Raw genomic sequence first — 14,767 nt, 5'->3', positions numbered from 1 at the left:
ACATGCTGGGTCTCTGCGGTCGTCCCGATGTGCCGATCGGAAAAGGATGTCACTGCGGTATCAACCCTCTGTCAGCACGACGTACGCGGCACGGTCGAGCAGCCCGTCTGCCGCACCGTCCGCGATGGACACCTTGATGAGCCAGCCGCCCTCGAAGGGCGCGGCATTGACGAGTGACGGGTCATCGACCGCCGCATCGTTGATCTCGACCACGGTGCCGGCGACGGGAGCGTAGAGCTCTCCCACCGACTTGGTCGATTCGATCTCACCGACGACAGCGCCCGCAGCGATCTCGGTGCCGACCGTGGGGAGTTCGACGAAGACGACATCACCGAGCTTCTCGGCGGCGAAGTCCGTGATGCCGATGGTGGCGACACCGTCGGCGATGTTGAGCCACTCGTGCTCTTCGGTGTAGGCGAGTGCGTTCAGATCGGTCATTTCGTCCTCCGGTAGAAAGGCAGAGCGGTCACGGTCGCGGGGATCTTCGTGCCCCGCACATCCAGGAATACGGTTGTTCCCGCTTCTGCGGAAGCGGGATCGATGTAGGCCATCGCGATCGGGTGGCCGAGTGTCGGGCTGAGCGCCCCGCTCGTGACCTCGCCGAGCACGGCGCCATCCTCGGCGACGACGGCGTAGCCGGCGCGTCCGGCCCTCTTGCCGTCGGCAGAGAGCCCGACGAGCACGCGCGCACCGTCAGTGGGCACCACGGCGTCCTTGCCGACGAACGCATCCTTGTCGGATGCCACGACCCGGCCGAGGCCGGCCTGGGCGGGCTTCGTCGTGAGTGAGAGCTCGTGCCCGTACAGCGGCATGCCCGCTTCGAGGCGGAGCGTGTCGCGCGCAGCGAGGCCAGCGGGGACGATGCCGTGCGACTCGCCTGCTGCGAGAACCGCGTCCCAGAGCGCTGCGGCATCCTCGCTGCGGACGAGCAGTTCGAAACCGTCCTCGCCCGTGTAGCCGGTGCGCGCGATCAGCAGCGGTGCGCCGTCGAAGAGGGCGTCCGCCCACGCGTAGTACTTCTGCTCGTCCCACGCCGTGCTGACATCTGTGATTCCTTCGGTCGCCGAGACGATCGCTTCGGATGCCGGGCCCTGCACCGCGATGAGCGCATGGGCGTCGGAGACGTCCTCCACCGAGGTGGCACGCTCGCCGACGCGCTGCGCGAGCGCGGCGGCGACCGCATCCCGATTGCCGGCGTTGGAGATGATCAGATAGCGATCCTCGGCGAGCCGGTAGACGATCACATCGTCGATGATGCCGCCGTCTTCCGCGAGCAGCAGCGAGTACTTCGCCTTTCCGGCTGTCATGGTCGAAAGACGTCCGGCGAGCGCGAAGTCCAGGTAGGACGCGGCGTCCGCGCCCTCGACAGTGAATTCGGCCATGTGCGAGATGTCGAACAGCCCGGCGGACTGGCGCACGGCGTGATGCTCGGCGAGATCTGATGTGTAGCGCACCGGCATCTGCCAGCCGCCGAAGTCGGTGAAGGACGCGCCGAGCGACTCATGCCGCTCGCGCAACGGAGTGAAGCGGGCCTCTGTCATGGAGCTCTCCCGTGATGATCGGAAGGATGCCGTACGGAATGCACGGTATCCGAGAACTCCCCCTCTGTCATCGGCCTGAGAGTTTCACCCCTCGCTTGCATGCAGGGGTTTTCACCGTCGGCGGATGCATGAGCATCGCTTTTCAGAGTGGCCTGACCGGCGCGGTACGCGGTACCTGAGAGATTGGCGGGGAGACTTGCTCCTTCGGTGCCCGGTCGCATTCACCGGGGCTCTCCCGCACGGGTCGTGGGGCCTGTCTTCAGTTATGAAGACAGCTTAGCGTGCCGGATCGATGCCGCCTCGCACCCCGAAGCTCGCGGTTCCCCGTCACACGAGCGTCACGATGTTGACCTTCGTGTCAATGTGACACTAAGATCGAACAGAGGAGGTTAGAGTCATAATGACCAGAACTCGGGAACCCGACATCCGCGTCGCCGTGTCGACAGTGATCCTGACGCTGCGGCGCGCGCCGGGCGATGAACTGCCATCGCTCGCGTTGCCGCTGGTGCTCCGCACGCGCGATCCCCACCAGGGCGATTGGGCGCTGCCGGGCGGTTGGCTCGAACCGGACGAGAGCCTTGAAAACGCCGCGGCGCGCACTCTGCATGAGACCACCGGCCTCTCCCCCAGCTACCTCGAGCAGCTCTACGCGTTCGGCGCCGTCGATCGCTCCCCGAGCCGCGTCGTCTCGATCGTGTACTGGGCGCTGTTGCGCTCGGACGAGGTCGATGCGCAGAGCGCCGCGCACGTCGCATCCGGTCTCGCCCCGGAGAACGTGGAGTGGTTCGGGGCCGCAGGGCTGCCCTCAATGGCCTTCGACCACACGCAGATCATCGATTACGCCCTGTGGCGACTGCGCAACAAGGTCGGATACAGCCGCGTCGCGCACGGATTCCTGCCCCCGACCTTCACGCTCGCCGACCTGCGCGAGGCATACGAGGCGATCCTCGGCAAGCGCCTGGACCCCGCGAACTTCCGCCGCCAGGTCGAGACGTCGGGGACGCTGCTGCCGACCGAGGAGTTCCGCACCGGCAACCACCGCCCCGCCCGGCTGTACCGATACGACGACGCCGTCGAGCTGGCCGATCGTGGCCCGCTCGCCGTCGAGGAGAAGAGGACCCGATGACCATCCTGCCATTCCCCCAGCTCATTGATCCCCCGCACACCGACCCGTCCGTCGATCACGCCATCCAGGCGATCGTCGGCGGCGCCTCGACCGACGCCACGTGCACCACCGACCTCGCAGAGGGTCCGTGGACCTTCGACACTCGTCCCGGCTACGGCCCTGGCTCGTCCATGGGCGATGTCATCCCCACCGGCGCTCCACGCCAGGGCGAGTTGCCCGTCGAATATCGCGAGGCCGACGAGGATGAGCTCGACGCACGCGTCCGCGCCGCGAAGGCGACCCTCGGCGATCGCGTCGTCGTGCTCGGGCACTTCTACCAGCGCGAAGAGGTGGTGCAGCACGCCGACTACGTCGGCGACTCGTTCCAGCTCGCGAACGCCGCGCTCGAACGTCCGGAGGCAGAGGCGATCGTCTTCTGCGGCGTGCACTTCATGGCCGAGACCGCCGATCTGCTGTCTCGGCCGGAGCAGTCGGTGATCCTGCCGAATCTCGCCGCCGGCTGCTCCATGGCAGACATGGCCGACATCGACCAGGTCGAGGAGTGCTGGGAGCAGCTTGCCGATGTGCTCGGTCCGCTCGACGTGGCAGATGACACCGGCCGAGTGCCGGCGATCCCGGTCACCTACATGAACTCCTCCGCCGCGATCAAGGGATTCGTCGGCCGCCACGGCGGAATCGTCTGCACCTCGTCGAACGCCGAGACCGTGCTCGAGTGGGCGTTCGAGCGCGGCCATCGCGTGCTGTTCTTCCCCGACCAGCACCTCGGACGCAACACCGCCAAAGCCATGGGCGTGGCTCTGGACCGGATGCCGATGTGGAACCCTCGGCGTCCGCTCGGCGGGTCTTCCGCGGAGCAGCTCGTCGACTCGCGTGTGATCCTCTGGCACGGCTTCTGCTCGGTGCACCGCCGCTTCACGGTCGCGCAGATCGACCAGGCACGTGCTGAACACCCCGGCGTGCGCGTGATCGTGCATCCCGAGTGCCCGATGGAGGTCGTCGACGCCGCAGACGAGGCCGGATCCACCGACTACATCCGTCGGGCGATCGACGGCGCCACCGAGCCGACCACTTTCGCGATCGGCACCGAGATCAACCTCGTCAGACGTCTCGCGGCTCAGTACCCGCAGCACGAGATCTTCTGCCTGGATCCTGTGGTCTGCCCGTGCTCGACGATGTACCGCATCCACCCCGGCTACCTGGCCTGGGTGCTTGAGGAACTCGTCGCCGGTCGCACCCCGAACCGCATCCAGGTCTCCGGAGACGTGGCCGCTCCTGCACGTGTCGCGCTGGAGCGGATGCTGGCAGCGAAGCCGCGCGCATGAACATCGTCGTCTTCGGCTCCGGGATCGCCGGCCTCACCGCGGCGCTGCACGCGTCGGAGGACGGGCACATCGTGACGCTCGTGACGAAGGGCGCGCTGGGAGGCGGCTGCACTCCCCTGGCTCAGGGCGGCGTTGCAGGGGTCTACGGACCGGGCGATTCCCCGACCGTGCACGCCTCCGACACGCTCAGCGCCGGCGCCGGTCTCGCGGACGCCGCGGCGGTCGACGTGCTGGTTCAGGACGGCGCGGTGCGCATCGCCGAGCTGATCGCCCGCGGAGTGGCGTTCGATCGTGCACCAGACGGCTCGCTGCTCCTCGGCCGCGAGGCGGCGCACAGCCACGCGCGCATCGTGCACGCCGGCGGTGACGCCACGGGCGCGGAGATCTCCCGTGCCCTGGTCGCCCAGGTGCGACAGGCCGCGATCGAGGTCATCGAGCACGCCTTCCTGGTCGATCTCGTTGTCGACGGCGGCCGCGTTCACGGCATCCGGATGCTGCGCCATGGCGGGCTCGTCGACCTCGAAGCAGACGCCGTGATCCTCGCGACCGGCGGCGCCGGCCAGCTGTACGCCCACACGACCAATCCACTCGGCGCGACCGGCGACGGTATCGCCGCGGCGCTGCGCGCTGGTGCTGCCGTGACGGATCTGGAGTTCGTGCAGTTCCATCCGACGGTGCTCGCGGCCCGGCCCGCGTTCCTCATCTCCGAAGCCGTGCGCGGGGAGGGCGCGACGCTGCTCGACGACGAAGGTCGACGGTTCGTATTCGACAGCCATCCGGATGGCGAACTCGCGCCTCGCGACATCGTCTCTCGTGCGATCGCCAGACAGGCGGCAGCGCAGGGCCGACCCGTGCAGCTGGACGCGACGATGCTCGGCGCCGAGCGGCTCTCCGCGCGTTTCCCCACGATCGACAGGGTCACGCGCGAGCGAGGATTCGACTGGGCGCGCGAACCCATTCCCGTGACACCCGCCGCACACTATCTGATGGGCGGGATCGCCACGGATCTCGACGGGCGCTCGTCGCTGCCGGGGCTGTTCGCGGCCGGCGAGATCGCGCGCACCGGTGTGCACGGCGCGAACCGCCTGGCGTCGAACTCGCTGCTCGAGGGCGCGGTGTTCGGGGCGCGTGCCGCCGCGGCGCTTGGCGCGCCCACTCGCGCTGCTCTCCCGTTCAGGTCGCACTTTCTGTCGCTTTCCGCCGCTCAAAGCGACAGAAAGCGCGACCTGAACGAGCAGTTCTCCCGCGAACAACTCCAGCAGCTGATGTGGGACCACGTCGGGCTCCTGCGCACCCAAGCCGGTCTCGCGGAGGCGCTCGGCACGATCCGCGCGTTGCGCGCCGCGGGGCCCGTACCTGCCACCCTCGCCGAGCACGAGGACGCGAACCTCCTGCTGATCGCCGAAGCCACGGCATCCGCCGCCCTCACCCGCACCGAATCGGTCGGCGCTCACCACCTGACCGTCGCCCCCGCCCTGATCGGAGCCTGATGCTCACCGCAGCCGCCCTCACCCGCATCGTCGGAGCAGCTCTCGAGGAGGACGCCCCGTGGGGCGACCTCACCAGCGCGACGCTGCTTCCTGCCGACGCGACCGCGACCGCAGACCTCACGGCCCGCGAGCACGGCGTCTTCAGCGGCGGCGACGTCTTCACTGCAGCCTTCAGCCTGACTGATCCGACGCTCACGATCGATCTGCACGTCGGCGAGGGCGACGAGTTCGCTCCAGGCGATGTGCTCGCGTCCGTGTCCGGCTCAGCTCGCAGCATCCTCACCGCCGAGCGCGTGGCACTCAACTTCACGCAGCGGATGAGCGGGATCGCGACGCTGACCGCGCAGTACGTCAAGGCCGTCGAGGGAACCGGTGCCCGCATCGCCGATACGCGCAAGACGACGCCTGGGCTGCGCGCGTTCGAGAGGCACGCCGTTGTTTCCGGCGGCGGCAGCAATCACCGCTATTCGCTGTCGGATGCTGTGATGGCCAAGGACAATCACCTCGCGGTTCTCCAGCGCACAGGGGCCGATCTCGCGACGGCACTGCGCGAGGCGCTGTCCCGACTGCCGCACACCGCGCATGTCGTCGTCGAAGTCGACCGGCTCGATCAGATCGAGGCCGTGCTCGCCGGAGGTGCGCACACCGTGCTGCTCGACAACTTCTCGCTCGAGGATCTGCGTGCCGGTGTCGCCCTTATCGACGATAGGGCGACGGTCGAGGCATCCGGGGGCGTGAATCTCGACACCGTGCGGGGCATCGCCGAGACCGGCGTCGACGTCATCTCCGTCGGTGCACTCACCCACTCGGCGCGCGCGCTGGATCTCGGGCTGGACGTGCGGATCGTCTGATGCTCTATCTCGATCACGCCGCCACATCCCCGGTGCGTCCGGAGGTGCTGGAGGCCATGCGGCCCTACCTGACGGGGGTGTTCGGCAATCCGTCGAGTCATCACACCGCGGGCGAGGCCGCAGCGAGCGCACTGGACGACGCCAGAGCGCGGGTCGCCCGGGTGCTGGGCATGCGCGCGGGCGACGTGATCTTCACCGCCGGCGGCACAGAGGCCGACAACCTCGCGGTGAAGGGCATCGTGCTCGCGGCGCTTGCGCGCGGTCGCCGCCACCTCGTGACGTCGCCGATCGAACACGAGTCGATCCTCGAGTCCGCAGAATTCCTGCGTCGATTCCACGGCGTCGAGGTGACGTACCTGCCGGTCACCGGTGAGGGGCGCGTCAGCGCGGATGCGGTGTCCGACGCCCTTCGCGACGATACGGCGCTGGTCTCCCTCGGACATGCGAACAACGAGATCGGAACGGTGCAGGATGCCGCATCCATCGCCGCAGTGACCGCAGCCGCCGGGATCCCCCTGCACCTCGACGCAGTGCAATCGGCCGGCTGGTTGCCGCTCACCGGTCTCGGCGTCGACGCGATCTCGATCGCGGGACACAAGCTCGGAGCTCCCAAAGGCATCGGCGCATTGGTGGTGCGCGGACGTGTTCCGCTGGAACCGCTGCTGCACGGTGGCGGGCAGGAACGCGGACGCCGGTCCGGCACTGAGAACGTGGCTGGCGCGGTCGCGCTGGCCGTGGCACTCGAGCTGGCCGAAGCGGAGCGAGAGTCAGCCACCGCTCGTGTCGGCGCACAGACGGCACGGTTCGTCGCCGGGGTCCTCACGGCAGTGCCGCAGGCAGCACTCACCGGCGACGCCGTGAACCGCCTCCCCGGAACAGCGAGCTTCACATTCGCCGGGACGAGCGGCGAGGCGGTTCTGCTGGAGCTGGAGCGGCGGGGCGTGATCTCATCCAGCGGGTCGGCGTGCGCGGCGGGAAGCGACGAGCCATCGCATGTGCTGCTGGCGTGCGGAATCGCACCGGAGGTGGCGCAGACCTCGGTGCGGTTCACGTTCGGACGGGATGTCCTACCCGACGAAGCCCCTGAGCAGCTCGCAGCGCTGGTCACTGCCGCGGTCGCCGCGGTATCCGGTTCATAACCGAGCCGTAGACTCGAGGGGTGCTGAACGCCCCCGACCCGATCGTGACACTGATCGTCCCCGGTCGAGACATCGAGGAGTTCGCCCCCGCCGCGATCGCGTCACTGCTGGTGCAGACCGAGCCGCGCTGGCGAGCCATCCTCATCGACGACGGATCGACGGATGCCACCGCGGAGATCTTCGCGACTGCCGCGGCATCCGACTCTCGATTCGCCTTCGTCCGGCACGAGGCGTCCCGCGGCTTGGGCGCCGCCCGGAACATCGGGCTCGGCCGCGTCGAGACCGAATACCTCGGCTTCCTCGACGGTGACGACGAGCTGACTCCGACGGCGCTTGCACGGCTCACGGGCACGCTCGACGAGACCGGCAGCGATTTCGTCGCCGGCGCCTACGTGCGCTCACGCCTGCAGGGTGATGTCTACGTGACAGGCCGCGTGCAACCGTGGACGGCCGCCGCGACTGATCCCCAGCGTCTGCGCACGACGATCCTCGAGCATCCGCGAGCATCGGGCAACATCGTCGCGTGGTCGAAGATCAGCCGTACGGACTTCTGGAACGATCTGCGCTTCCCCGAGGGCGTCACGTACGAAGATCAGACCGTCGCGCAACAGATGTACACCCGTGCGGTGGCGTTCGACGTGATACCCGACGTCGTCGCACACTGGCGCATCAGGGCAGATGGCACGTCGATCACCCAGGGCAAGGCGAGCCTACCGGTGCTGCGGGACTATCTCGCCGCCCTCCGCGGCGGCATCCGCGTGCTGCACGAGGCGGGTGCGGCGGCGGCCGCCATCGCCAGGCTCGACCTCATCCTCGCCATGGACCTGCCGCCCCTGCACGAGATCGCCAGCAGCCATCCCGACCCGGCGTACGCGGCCGAGGTGACGGCGTTCCTCGGCGAGCTGCGCGCCCTGCCGGAGTTCGCAGGAGTGCACCCCGATGCCAACATCGCGGCCGCACTGGCCTGGTGAGCGCGAGAAAGACCATACGGAGGTCCTGACACAGTGAACGACTACATCGCCGAGCTCTTCTCGCTCCAGGGGCGCACCGCCGTGGTGACAGGCGGCAGCTCCGGCATCGGCCGCGGCATCGCAACCGCACTCGCGCGATCCGGAGCATCCGTCGTGATCGTCGCCCGCGGCGGCGAGCGCATCGAGGAGACCGTGCGCGAACTGGAGGATGCCGGATGCCGCGCTGCCGGCGTCGTCGGCGACCTCGCCACTCGCGACGGCATCCGCGCGGTCGCCGAGGCCGCAACCGAGCCTTTCGGAGAACCCGACATCCTGGTGAATTCCGCAGGCATCAACATCCGCCCGCCCTACGCGGAGATCACCGAGAGCGATTGGGACGCCACGATGACGGTGAATGCGTTGGCACCGTTCCTGCTCGGACAGCGCTATGCGCAGAGCATGGCAGAACGCGGGTACGGACGTCTGATCCACATCAGCTCGCAGCAGGCGCACCGTGCGTTCGTCGGCAGCGGCATCTATGGCGCCTCGAAGGGCGCAGTGGAGTCCCTCATGCGCTCGGAGGCCGAGGCATGGGGCCCGCACGGCGTCACCAGCAACACGCTCGTTCCCGGATTCGTGCTCACGCCGTTGAACGCCCGCCTGCAGGAGGATCCGCAGCAGGTCGCCGCCCTCGCCGCGCGGACGATGATCGGCCGCAACGGCCTGCCCGCGGACTTCGCCGGTGCCGCAGTCTTCCTCGCCGGCGCCGGTTCCGCCTATGTGACCGGCCACTCCCTGTTCGTCGACGGCGGAATGTCCGCGCACTGAGCGGGCGGCGTTCTAACCCTCCGCGGGGTACACCCGCTGGTCCGCGCCCTGCCCGTCGAGCAACGGCACCGGTGCGGTGAGCGCGGCCACGGCATCGGCACCGGCGGAGTCGTCCGGCGCTCGATCTGCCCGCCGCTCCGCGAACGCCGCCGCTACCCCGCCGCCGATCGCGTTCTCCACGATCGCCTCCGTCTCGAGCACTCGGGATGCCGCGACCTGCTGCGCTGCGAGCTCTGCGTACAGCCCGCCCTTGGCCAGCAGTTCGGCGTGCGTTCCCGACTCGACGATCTGCCCTGCCTCAAGCACATGGATCACATCGGCGCCCATGACGGTGGAGAGCCGGTGCGCGATGGAGATGGTCGTCCTCCCTCGGGCCGCCTCGTCGAGCGCCTCCTGCACAACCCGCTCGGACACGGTGTCGAGCGCCGAAGTCGCCTCATCGAGCAGCAGCACCGGAGGGTCCTTGAGCAGCACTCTGGCGATCGCGATGCGCTGCTTCTCGCCGCCCGAGAGCCGGTAGCCCCGCTCACCGACGATGGTGTCGTAGCCGTGCTCGAACCCGGCGATGATGTGGTGGATGTTCGCGGCCGTGCACGCCGCGATGACTTCGTCCTCCGAGGCATCCGGCTTGGCGTACATGAGGTTCTCACGGATCGTGGCGTGGAAGAGATAGGTCTCCTGCGACACGATGCCGACATTGTCGATGATCGACTCCTGCGTCAGCGTGCGCACATCGGCTCCTGCGAACAGCACCGCACCGCCGTGCGCCTCATACAGCCGCGGAGCAAGATACAGGATCGTCGTCTTCCCGGCACCCGACGGCCCCACGAACGCCACGTGCTGCCCGGGTTCCGCGACGAATGAGATGCCCTGCAGCGTCGGCCGGGTGTCGGCCGCGGCATCCGGGTATCGGAAGACGACCTCGTCGAACTCGACCCGTCCCAGAGGTCCGGGCGCCTCATCGACCGTGATCGCATCCGCGGCATCCTCTATCTCCGGGACCAGATCGAGGTACTCGAAGATGCGCGCGAACAGCGCCTGCGAGGTCTGCAGATCCAGTGAGACGCGCATCAGGCCCATCAGCGGCTGGAGCAGCCGGGCCTGCACGGTCGTGAAGGCGACCACGGTGCCCGCGGTGACTGCCCCAGCCCCGCCGGCGATCAGGTAACCGGAGACGAGGTAGATGACCGCAGGTACCGATGCCATCAGCACCTGCACGACGGCGAAGAAGCCCTGACCGCTCATCGCGCGCCTGACCTGCAGCTTCACCTGATTGCGGTTCTCACGCTGATACCGCTGCGACTCCGCACGCTGACGGTTGAACGACTTCGACAGCAGCATGCCCGAGACGCTCAGTGTCTCCTGGGTGATCGAGGTGAGCTCGCTCAGCGACTCCTGCGTCTCCCCCGCGATGCGCGCGCGCACCTGGCCGACCTTGCGCTGCACGATGATGAGGAACGGCATCAGCACGACCGCGATGAGGGTGAGCCGCCAGTCGATCAGGATCATCGCGACGAGCGAGGCGATCACCGTGACGACGTTGCCCAGGATGCTGGTGACGGTGTTCGTGAGCACACCGGAGACGCCGCCGACGTCGTTCTGAAGGCGGGACTGGATGACGCCCGTCTTGGTACGGGTGAAGAACCCCAGCTCCATCGCCTGCAGATGTTCGAACAGCCGCACGCGCAGGTCGCCGGTGACGCTGTTGCCCACGGTCGAGGTGAGCCATGTCTGGCCAACGCCGAGTCCGGCGGAGAGCAGGAAGAGGGCGACCATGATCACGACGAGGCGGATGAGCAGGCCGATCTCGGGACCGCCTCCGTCGACAGGGAAGAGCGCGTCATCGAAGATGCGTTGCACGATCAGCGGTGGGATGACGGCGATCCCGGCTCCGGCGACGACGAGGATGCCGGTGAAGACGATGCGCGCGAGGTAAGGACGGAACAGACCGACCACTCGCTGTCCGAGTCCGGTGATCCGCGGAGCCTCGGCGTTCAGGCGCTTCTGCGCTGCTTCGTCAAGGCCGCGGAAGCCGCCTCCACCGCCGCGCCCGCCACCCATGCTCATGCGGTCAGCCTATCTCCGAATAAATTCGCCGGACCGGGAATGCCGTATCGCGAGACTGCGTTACCATGTTTCGTTGTCCACGAGTGGGTGCCGCATCTTGGGCTCCGTCGTCGGCCTTCCGCCACCCCCATCCACTGAGGAGACGCTTTGGCCACCACATCCACCGGTTCGGTTCCCACCGTGAAGTCCGTGAAGCCGGAACCCTTCATCGCACGCTCGGACATGCGCGTCATCTGGCTGCTGCTCGTGGCTGCCTTCGTCGCGATCCTCAACGAGACGACGATGGGGATCGCTATCCCGCACCTGAACAGGGATCTCGGCATCCCGCCGGAGCTCGGCCAGTGGCTCACGAGCGCGTTCATGCTCACGATGGCGATCGTGATCCCCACGACGGGATTCCTGCTGCAGCGCTTCACCACGCGGCAGGTGTTCATCGCCGCGATGACGGCGTTCTCCCTCGGGACTCTGGTCTGCCTCATCGCGCCCGGTTTCCCGGTGCTCCTGCTCGGCCGTGTCATTCAGGCCGGTGGCACCGGCATCATGATGCCGCTGCTCATGACGACCATGATGAACGTCGTCCCGCCGCAGTCGCGTGGCCGGATGATGGGCCGCGTCGGTCTCGTCATCTCACTTGCTCCCGCGATCGGCCCGACCCTCGCCGGTGCGGTTCTCGAGACGCTGAACTGGCGCTGGCTGTTCGCGATCATCCTACCGATCGCGCTCGTCGCGCTCGCCATGGGCGCGAAGTGGATGACGAACCTCGGCGAGACGAAGGATGCTCCGGTCGATGTGCTGTCGATCGTGCTGTCGGCGTTCGGCTTCGGTGGCGTCGTGTACGGTCTCAGCCAGTTCGGCGGCGATGTCGAGTCGAACGGCGCGACGATCGGTGTCATCGCGCTGATCGTGGGCGGCATTGCGCTCGGGCTGTTCGTGTGGCGGCAGCTCGTGCTGCAGCGCATCGATGACGCGCTGCTCGACCTGCGCGTGTTCCGCGCCGGCAACTACACGATCGCCGTCATCGTCATGGGCATCCTGGCGCTGTCGATGTTCGGAACGCTGACTCTGCTGCCGCAGTACCTGCAGAACGTGGCTGGTCTCGATGCGCTGCAGGCCGGCTTGATACTGCTCCCCGGATCGATTCTGATGGGGCTGCTCGGCCCGATCATGGGTCGCGTCTACGACGCCCGCGGCACACGCACACTGCTCATCCCCGGAACCATCCTGGTGTCGGCTGCGCTGTTCTTCTATGCCACGGTCGGCGAGCAGACCCCGTGGTGGCTGCTCGTGATCTCGCAGACCTTCATGTCAGTGGGCCTCGCGATGTCGTTCACGCCGTTGTTCTCCGCGTCGCTGGGATCACTGCGGCGTCATCTGTACTCGCACGGTTCCGCTGTTCTGAACACGATCCAGCAGGTCGCCGGCGCCGCCGGCGTCGCGTTGCTGACGGTGACCTACTCGTCGATCCTCCACGCGGGTGAGGCCGAAGGACTGTCGACGGCCGCTGCCGGTGCCCCTGGTGCACGCACGGCGTTCCTGATCGCTGCCATCATCTCGCTGGGATCCGTGGCGTTGAGCTCGTTCATCCGCAAGCCCGCGGACGATGTGGGCGACGGAATCCACGGCGGTCACTGACCGCCGTTCAGGGAGCTTGTTCGGCGGTACTTACTCGGCGATCGAGCAGGAGCCGCCGCAGCAAGCGCCCGCGCTGTCGTCGCCCAACAGGTTCAGTCCGGCAGGAGCGACAAGCGTGTCGGCCACTGGGGTCGATTCCGGAACCTCGCGAATGCTCATGGCTCCATGCTACGCCCGCGCACGCAGCATGGCGCCGCACGAGTCTCTGGACACTTCGACACGAGTGCTCAAGACTCTGATCATGGACGACTCTGCTGACGCGAGAACCGACGCGACGGGCGTGAAGAACATCGATGCGAAGCCCGACGGCCGCGACGAGACACCTGACGAGCGCGCGGATCGCAATTGGGACGAGCTCATGCAGGAGCTGCGGGTGATGCAGACGGGCACGCAGGTGCTCTCCGGCTTTCTGCTCGCGGTGGCCTTCGCGCCGCGGTTCACCGAACTCGACGATCTGCAGCTCACGCTGTACGTCGTACTCGTCTGTCTTGCCGCACTGGCGACCGTGCTCGCGCTGACACCCGTCGGGATGCATCGTTCGCTGTTCGGTCGGCGCCGCAAGCCTGAACTCGTCCGATTCGCCTCGAGGATGGTGCAAGCCGATCTCGTCGTGATCGGCTTACTGAGTGTCGGCGTCACCACGCTCATCGTGGACTTCACGGTCGACCGCACGACAGCGATGATCGTGCTGGTCGTCATTGCCGTGGTCGTGCTCGCGCTGTGGGGACTCCTGCCGCGGCTCATCGACCGGAGGTGAATGACCTACGGTTATGAGGTGAAACGATTCCTCGCCCGTGTCTTCTGGAGGCTCAGCAGGTGGACCCTCAAAGGCGATGAGGTTCCGACGCGTCCGACCATTCTCATCGGAGCGCCGCATACCTCGAACTGGGATTTCGTGCTCATGATCGCGATCGCCTGGCGACTCGGCATCGACGCGCACTGGCTGGGCAAGAAGAGCCTGTTCGCGGGATGGCGCGGCCCGATCATGCGGCGCATCGGCGGCGTGCCGGTCGATCGGGCAGACCCCGGCCGCGTCGTCACGGACGTCGTCTCGCAGGTCCGCTCCGGCGAGGTGTTCGCACTCGTCGTGACGCCGGATGGTACACGCGGCGACAACGAATACTGGAAGTCGGGCTTCTACCGGATCGCCAGGGAGACGGGGATGCCGGTGACCCTCGGCTACGTCGATCGCACGACGATGACCACCGGCCTCGGGCCGACGCTCGAATTGACCGGCGATGTCGCAGCCGACATGGACCGGATCCGGGCGTTCTACGCCGACAAGGCAGGGGTGCGACCGAGCAGACGCGCCGAACCTCGGCTGCGGGAAGAAGGCGGCACCGCGCCGTAGGGCTCGCGAACATGTGAGGACCCTCCGAATAGCGGCGCCCAGGTTGAACCTGCCCCCATGAGTGCGGAATCGTGGCCCGGACATGTTCTGTCCGGAGCATGTCCGCAACCGGAAGGAGAGCGCTGTGCTCACCCTGACCGAAAATGCAGATGCCGTCGTCACCACGATCGTCGGCCGCGAGGAAGCCAGCGCAGATGCGGGGCTTCGTATCCAGACCGCGGAGGGACAGGGCCCGAACGGCGAAGCGCGTTTCGCCGTTCACGTCGTTCCCTCCCCGGAACCGGCCGACGTCGTGATCGACGGTGTCGCCAGCCGCGTATTCCTGGAAGAGAACGCCGCTGAGGTGCTCTCCGACAAGGTGCTCGATGCCGGTGTCGATGACGAGGGCGCCGTCAGCTTCACGATTCTCCCGCAGCAGGCCTGACGCGCGGGCAGAGAATCACGGGGGTGGGATGCCGCGGCATCCCACC

At 67.7% G+C, this 14,767-nt stretch carries 15 protein-coding genes and 1 riboswitch; of the genes, 11 read left to right on the top strand and 4 right to left on the bottom strand.

Translation table 11 applies throughout. The features are described 5' to 3' along the window. Window positions 1–60 precede the first annotated feature (60 nt). A complete protein-coding gene (gene gcvH, locus HDC95_RS01405) occupies window positions 61–438 on the bottom strand; it encodes a glycine cleavage system protein GcvH (protein ID WP_259061398.1) in 378 nt (125 codons plus the stop codon). After that, window positions 435–1,541: a glycine cleavage system aminomethyltransferase GcvT gene (gene gcvT / locus HDC95_RS01400; protein ID WP_259061397.1), complete on the bottom strand. Its 1,107-nt coding sequence runs from the start codon at window positions 1,539–1,541 to the stop codon at window positions 435–437. Before gcvT ends, gcvH begins: the two co-directional genes overlap by 4 nt. A 152-nt stretch (window positions 1,542–1,693) precedes the next feature. Then, a riboswitch (glycine riboswitch) is annotated at window positions 1,694–1,789 on the bottom strand. A gap of 152 nt (window positions 1,790–1,941) precedes the next feature. Here gcvT and HDC95_RS01395 point away from each other — a divergent pair. The 7 genes from HDC95_RS01395 to HDC95_RS01365 are packed head-to-tail and all read left to right on the top strand — an operon-like array spanning window position 1,942 to window position 9,247. Continuing rightward, on the top strand, window positions 1,942–2,667 hold the full coding sequence (locus HDC95_RS01395; RefSeq protein WP_259061396.1) for an NUDIX hydrolase: 726 nt from the start codon (window positions 1,942–1,944) through the stop codon (window positions 2,665–2,667). Further along, the gene (nadA, locus tag HDC95_RS01390) at window positions 2,664–3,989 is read left to right on the top strand and encodes a quinolinate synthase NadA (protein WP_259061395.1); all 1,326 of its coding nucleotides are present in this window, start codon (window positions 2,664–2,666) and stop codon (window positions 3,987–3,989) included. The genes HDC95_RS01395 and nadA overlap by 4 nt, the downstream gene beginning before the upstream one ends. Beyond that, a complete protein-coding gene (gene nadB / locus HDC95_RS01385) occupies window positions 3,986–5,479 on the top strand; it encodes an L-aspartate oxidase (protein WP_259061394.1) in 1,494 nt (497 codons plus the stop codon). Before nadA ends, nadB begins: the two co-directional genes overlap by 4 nt. Next, entirely contained in the window at window positions 5,479–6,330 is an 852-nt protein-coding gene (gene nadC, locus HDC95_RS01380) for a carboxylating nicotinate-nucleotide diphosphorylase (RefSeq protein ID WP_259061393.1), read from the top strand. The genes nadB and nadC overlap by 1 nt, the downstream gene beginning before the upstream one ends. After that, window positions 6,330–7,469, top strand: coding sequence for a cysteine desulfurase family protein (locus HDC95_RS01375; RefSeq protein ID WP_259061392.1), 1,140 nt, complete (start codon window positions 6,330–6,332; stop codon window positions 7,467–7,469). The genes nadC and HDC95_RS01375 overlap by 1 nt, the downstream gene beginning before the upstream one ends. A 20-nt stretch (window positions 7,470–7,489) precedes the next feature. Then, complete coding sequence (locus HDC95_RS01370; RefSeq protein ID WP_259061391.1) at window positions 7,490–8,440, top strand: glycosyltransferase family 2 protein; 951 nt, start codon at window positions 7,490–7,492, stop codon at window positions 8,438–8,440. 33 nt (window positions 8,441–8,473) lie between these two features. Continuing rightward, the gene (locus tag HDC95_RS01365; protein ID WP_259061390.1) at window positions 8,474–9,247 is read left to right on the top strand and encodes an SDR family NAD(P)-dependent oxidoreductase; all 774 of its coding nucleotides are present in this window, start codon (window positions 8,474–8,476) and stop codon (window positions 9,245–9,247) included. A 12-nt stretch (window positions 9,248–9,259) separates the two neighbouring features. Here HDC95_RS01365 and HDC95_RS01360 read toward each other — a convergent pair whose 3' ends face one another. Then, window positions 9,260–11,308, bottom strand: a complete 2,049-nt coding sequence (locus HDC95_RS01360) for an ABC transporter ATP-binding protein (RefSeq protein WP_259062182.1) — start codon at window positions 11,306–11,308, stop codon at window positions 9,260–9,262. 228 nt (window positions 11,309–11,536) lie between these two features. On the opposite strand from HDC95_RS01360, the gene HDC95_RS01355 reads away from it, so the two are divergent. Further along, entirely contained in the window at window positions 11,537–12,946 is a 1,410-nt protein-coding gene (locus HDC95_RS01355) for an MDR family MFS transporter (protein ID WP_259062181.1), read from the top strand. Between the two features lie 30 nt (window positions 12,947–12,976). On the opposite strand, the gene HDC95_RS01350 is transcribed toward HDC95_RS01355, so the two are convergent. Further along, complete coding sequence (locus tag HDC95_RS01350; RefSeq protein ID WP_259061389.1) at window positions 12,977–13,105, bottom strand: hypothetical protein; 129 nt, start codon at window positions 13,103–13,105, stop codon at window positions 12,977–12,979. An 82-nt stretch (window positions 13,106–13,187) separates the two neighbouring features. Here HDC95_RS01350 and HDC95_RS01345 point away from each other — a divergent pair, with 82 nt between their 5' ends. The 3 genes from HDC95_RS01345 to HDC95_RS01335 all read left to right on the top strand — a co-directional run bounded on the left by HDC95_RS01345 (window position 13,188) and on the right by HDC95_RS01335 (window position 14,721). After that, window positions 13,188–13,703: a DUF6328 family protein gene (locus HDC95_RS01345; RefSeq protein ID WP_259061388.1), complete on the top strand. Its 516-nt coding sequence runs from the start codon at window positions 13,188–13,190 to the stop codon at window positions 13,701–13,703. Then, window positions 13,704–14,297, top strand: a complete 594-nt coding sequence (locus HDC95_RS01340; RefSeq protein ID WP_259061387.1) for a 1-acyl-sn-glycerol-3-phosphate acyltransferase — start codon at window positions 13,704–13,706, stop codon at window positions 14,295–14,297. It abuts the gene before it with no gap. 124 nt (window positions 14,298–14,421) lie between these two features. Further along, a complete protein-coding gene (locus HDC95_RS01335; protein ID WP_259061386.1) occupies window positions 14,422–14,721 on the top strand; it encodes a Fe-S cluster assembly protein HesB in 300 nt (99 codons plus the stop codon). The last annotated feature ends 46 nt before the right edge of the window (window positions 14,722–14,767 follow it).

Origin of the sequence: Microbacterium sp. AK031, assembly GCF_024807145.1 — a bacterium.
In the GTDB taxonomy this organism is placed as follows: Bacteria; Actinomycetota; Actinomycetes; order Actinomycetales; family Microbacteriaceae; genus Microbacterium.
Note: the sequence above shows the minus strand (reverse complement) of the source record. Positions and strands in the feature narration are given on the sequence as shown.

What these genes read in the sequence shown, in the direction of transcription:
- HDC95_RS01345 (WP_259061388.1), top strand. Translation starts at nt 13,188, where the DNA reads ATGGACGACTCTGCTGACGCGAGAACCGACGCGACGGGCGTGAAGAAC.
- HDC95_RS01375 (WP_259061392.1), top strand. Translation starts at nt 6,330, where the DNA reads ATGCTCTATCTCGATCACGCCGCCACATCCCCGGTGCGTCCGGAGGTG.
- HDC95_RS01350 (WP_259061389.1), bottom strand. Translation starts at nt 13,105, where the DNA reads ATGAGCATTCGCGAGGTTCCGGAATCGACCCCAGTGGCCGACACGCTT.
- HDC95_RS01340 (WP_259061387.1), top strand. Translation starts at nt 13,704, where the DNA reads ATGACCTACGGTTATGAGGTGAAACGATTCCTCGCCCGTGTCTTCTGG.
- gcvT (WP_259061397.1), bottom strand. Translation starts at nt 1,541, where the DNA reads ATGACAGAGGCCCGCTTCACTCCGTTGCGCGAGCGGCATGAGTCGCTC.
- HDC95_RS01355 (WP_259062181.1), top strand. Translation starts at nt 11,537, where the DNA reads ATGCGCGTCATCTGGCTGCTGCTCGTGGCTGCCTTCGTCGCGATCCTC.
- HDC95_RS01360 (WP_259062182.1), bottom strand. Translation starts at nt 11,308, where the DNA reads ATGGGTGGCGGGCGCGGCGGTGGAGGCGGCTTCCGCGGCCTTGACGAA.
- nadA (WP_259061395.1), top strand. Translation starts at nt 2,664, where the DNA reads ATGACCATCCTGCCATTCCCCCAGCTCATTGATCCCCCGCACACCGAC.
- nadC (WP_259061393.1), top strand. Translation starts at nt 5,479, where the DNA reads ATGCTCACCGCAGCCGCCCTCACCCGCATCGTCGGAGCAGCTCTCGAG.
- nadB (WP_259061394.1), top strand. Translation starts at nt 3,986, where the DNA reads ATGAACATCGTCGTCTTCGGCTCCGGGATCGCCGGCCTCACCGCGGCG.
- gcvH (WP_259061398.1), bottom strand. Translation starts at nt 438, where the DNA reads ATGACCGATCTGAACGCACTCGCCTACACCGAAGAGCACGAGTGGCTC.
- HDC95_RS01395 (WP_259061396.1), top strand. Translation starts at nt 1,942, where the DNA reads ATGACCAGAACTCGGGAACCCGACATCCGCGTCGCCGTGTCGACAGTG.